The following is a 4,199-nucleotide window of genomic DNA, read 5'->3' on the forward strand; positions in this document are numbered from 1 at the left end:
TTGTCAACGGTAAAGAAAACAGCAGATTCGATCCCGAAGGCGCTGTGTCCCGCCGTGATTTCGCACTGATGCTCACCAGAATGCTGGGCGTCGATGTGAGCGGCTATACCAACACCCCCTTCAATGACGTAAAGGCTGATGACTACGCGCTGGGCGCTATCGCTTACTGCGCTGAGAACGGAATCGTTGGCGGCGACGGCAAGGGCAACTTCCTGCCTGGTGATTCCATCACCCGTGAAGAGGCTGCTAAGATGATCTCCGTTGCCAAGGAGCTTACCGGCACCACAACCGAGAAGTTCAAGGATGACGCGAAGATCAGCAATTGGGCAAAGGGATATGTAGATGCCTGCAAGGCTGCCGGAATCTTTGGCGGCGACGAGAAGGGCAACTTCAACCCGAAGAGCCCCATCACCAGAGCCGAAACCGCTAAGATCATGGTCGTGGCAATGGACAAATAAGGTTTCAACTCACCTAAATTTTATGATTACCCCATGGGCGGGAGGGACGGAGCAATCCGTCCCTTTCGTCTTTGGGGTAATTTTATATTATTTAAGAGGAATGGAATACCTTGTTCTATGCCCATTTCCGTTTATTCGGGCAGCCCTTCCATAAAATAAGATGTAGTTTTCTAGCAGTCTCACTGCACATTGTTTCCCATCCCGGTTCTCACAGCAAACCTAGAAACTTACGCTCAACCGAAGCCTTTCTATAACTGAAAGAAAATAGAACAAGGGGGCGGATTTCTCCGCCCCCTCGCTCTATGGGGTAATCATAAAATTTAGGTGAGTTGAAACCTTAAGCAAATGCTCTGACGAGAATTGCAGCGCCTTCGCATCTCTGCATTGTGCTGCTCGCATTGAAGCAGTTCTTCTCGTCGCCGCCGAAGATCTTAGCTTCCTTGCAGGCATACACATAACCCTTTGCCCAGTTGGAAATCTTAGCGTCATCGGCAAACTTTGTCGTGGGCTCGGTGACCGGGGTCAGACCCTTGACATTGCACATGATCTTTGCTGCTTCTTCTCTGGTGATCATCTTCTCACCGTTAAAGTAGCCCTTCTCATCTCCGCCGATGTATCCCTTATCCGCACAGTAGGCAACAGCAGCGCTGTAATACTTGTCGGAGGGAACGTCGGGGAATGCGGAATCGGTATACTTGGACAGGTCGGCGTTGTCGATAGCTGCAACAATCTTAGCAAAGTCGCCGCGCTTCATGCCTTCATAGGGGCTGAACTTCCCGTTTCCGGTTCCGTCCACCCAGCCGTTGGCTGCCGCTGTCATCACTTCGTTGTAGAACCAATCTCCCTGCTTTACATCGCTAAACTGCTCGGAAACCTTTACCTTTACGGTGTAAATAACCGTGTTGGCCTTGTCTTCGGAAGTAACCGTAAGCTTGACGTCCTTAGAGAAATCGATTGCAGTCTTACCGGAAAGGACTGTGTTAGTTGCAAGCTTTACCTCTGCTCCGGTAGAAGTGGTAAAGGTAGGAATCAAACCATTCAGCTTCGTGTTGTAAGGAACAGTTACACTGATTGTTTTGCCGCTGATAGTGCCTGTTACTCCGGCCAGCTTAAAGGAGGTAATGGCTGCTTCGCTGTTGGGGTCTGCATACTTCAAATCAAAAACATATTCACTGGAGCTAGCGGGGTCTTCCGCAGTTACTTTGAAAGCTGTCATAGCAGCAGTATTATCTGCGTTAACAGCGCCCTTCAGGGAATACACAGCAACCTTGTTGTCATTGCCGCGCACAAAGGCAATCTTCGCGTTGTCTGCAGAAACAGCCTCGGGATCCCCATCGCCGATTGCGCCGCCTGCATTGACAAACTTATTCGAAGAAGTTTCTTTGCTAGTGACAGTTGCATATTTGCCTGCTGTAAAGTTGGCAAAGAAAGCAGTTGCATCAACAATCTTACCCTCTGCATCCACAGTCATGCCATAGGGGATGGTGCCGGTAATTTTGTTTCCGGAAATAGTCAGCTTGACATCGTTGATGGTCAGTGTCTTCAGCGTGGAATCCTTCACCTTAGCCGCTGCGACCACAGCCATTTTGTAAACGGTACCAAGTTTGGCCTGATCTTTTGTAATCGCGGAAGTAATATCTTTCGCAATGATTTCGGGGAGGACAATGATGTACTTATCGGCTACGAATTTTGTAGAGTCAATAGCAGCTTCGTTATCGCTGTCCTTTGTCAGTGCCGCTACCGGTGTGACGTTATTATAATCATCACTATCGGCCTCTGCATAGAAAGCTACGCCGCCGGCAGCAGTCGTAAAGGAGGTAACGAGATGAGTGTAATTGCTTAAAGTAAAAGCAGGATTGATGGTAACCGTCTTTGCGGAACCGTCTACCTTTGCCTTAAAGGTATTGTCTGCCGTGATAGCCTTAAACGCATCGACGTCGTTGGTTTTCCGTGTGGAGGTAACTGTCAGGTCAGTAAGAGTGCTGCCGGATTTGGCATCCTCAAACTCAATGGTGACGCTGTATACGCTCTTCACAGTGGGATCCGCTTTGTTGACAATGCAGAAGGCATTTTCCTTAACGGTCTTTACAGTATCGTCAGCATTAGCAATGGTAATACCGGTCATGATAGTACCAAAAACCTTGGTTCCATTTACAATGGCTGTTGTACCATCTCCCTGATAGGCTTTCGCATTGCTGCTGGGGGTGATATAGACATTCCAGCCTTTAAAATCATCAGATTTTGTCATGTAAGGAACCTTAAAGGTGACGTTGTTGCCGGAAATCTTGCCTTCGTATTGGGTTTCGCCGTCTTTCAGCCACATAGCAGAGGCCTTTGCTTCATTTACTTCACTGGCCTTGGTGACGGTCAGTGTGTACTGCTTCAAAGAACCGTCCGCAGCCTTAACGGTAACGGCTACAGGTTTTGTGAGATCTATTTTGTTTTCATTGGAGGAACCGCTGTTATTGCCCTTCCACTGCTGGTATTCAGAGGTGGCCGCACCATCTTTTACAATTGTCATTGCACTAGTAGTTGAGCCGCCGGAAAGAGTAATAGCATCAACGGAGGTTGCCGTACGGAAGATGACAGGAAGGTCTGTCAAAGTAGCAGCAGCAGGTACCTCTACAGAAATCTTGTTCCCGGAGATCGTCGCAATCTCACTGTCGATTTCAGCGTAGGTGATGTCCTTGTCGCCGGCCTTGGCCTGGATTACATTGAGCTTGTACTCTTGGCTAACAGTTTTGCAGGCCACAGTAAGTGCTTTGTTTTCCAAATCAGTCGTTCCCAAACCGGTAAACGTGTAGGTCTTGCCGTTTTCCAACGCGGAAGCAGACACATCAGTTGCAGTAACGGTGGTGTTCCCGAGCGTGCTGAAGGTTACCGGGAACTTGGGATTCGTAATAGGATTGCCATCTGCGTCCACAAATTTTTCTGCGGGCAGCGTAACCGTGATGGTGTCGTTGAAAGCAACATTAGCTGCCGACTTTGAGAAGACGCCGGATACGCCGTCAATCTCAAAAGAGGTAATAGCGTCAACCTCAGTTATATCAAAGGTCCAGCTTGCAGCATTTCCAGTGGATTCCGAGGTGACTGTAAAGCCAGTATCAATCGGAACTGCGGTTTTGTCACTGGCGCTAATGGCAGCATTGTCTTCTGTCTCCAGCGCAATCTTTCCGCCAGAGGTATAACCGCGGGGAACGGTAACGCTGATTACCTTTGTGTCGTTGTCAAAGGTAGCGTCGATTACCATAGCACCTTCAGTGACGCTCTTCAGGTTCGTGGTCGTTCCCTTTGTGGTTTGGGTAAGCACCAGCTTGTAGGTCTTTGTCGCGGCGCCGTCCGCAGAGGTAAGAACCATGGGGATCGTGATGACGCCGCTTACGGCATCCGGATACTTGTTCAGTGTTAAAGTGGCTGTGGCGCTGTCCGATACGGTATCTTTAAGGACACCGTTCTTCTGCGTCATCACAAACGATGATGTGTCGCCTGCAAAATCAGCGCCGATTTCAACGGAAGATGCATCTGCCGCGATATCCGCCGCAAAGGTCGTTCCGTCAGCATCCAGCTCAACCACCGCCCCATCCACGGTAATCCGTGTGATGTCCGGCAAAGTAGCCGCCGCAGCACCGACAGGAATCATTGCGACGACGAGCATGAGTGCAAGGAGCGTCGCAAGTGATTTCTTCAGAAACTTGCTTTTCTTCATAATTTCAACCCTCTTAAATTTTAGATTCTCGCTTG

At 49.2% G+C, this 4,199-nt stretch carries 2 protein-coding genes; one reads left to right on the top strand and one right to left on the bottom strand.

Annotated elements, in window-relative coordinates; genetic code table 11:
• Positions 1-458 (top strand): S-layer homology domain-containing protein (locus BN3911_RS00065; protein ID WP_147578456.1); only part of this gene is annotated, 458 nt, incomplete at its 5' end.
• Between the two features lie 337 nt (positions 459-795).
• On the opposite strand, the gene BN3911_RS00070 is transcribed toward BN3911_RS00065, so the two are convergent.
• Positions 796-4,164: an S-layer homology domain-containing protein gene (locus BN3911_RS00070; protein WP_066859660.1), complete on the bottom strand. Its 3,369-nt coding sequence runs from the start codon at positions 4,162-4,164 to the stop codon at positions 796-798.
• Between the last annotated feature and the right edge of the window lie 35 nt (positions 4,165-4,199).

Source organism: Neglectibacter timonensis (genome assembly GCF_900048895.1).
GTDB lineage: Bacteria > Bacillota > Clostridia > Oscillospirales > Acutalibacteraceae > Acutalibacter > Acutalibacter timonensis.

Coding starts and splice junctions, on each gene's coding strand:
- BN3911_RS00070 (WP_066859660.1), bottom strand. CDS start 4,164: ATGAAGAAAAGCAAGTTTCTGAAGAAATCACTTGCGACGCTCCTTGCA.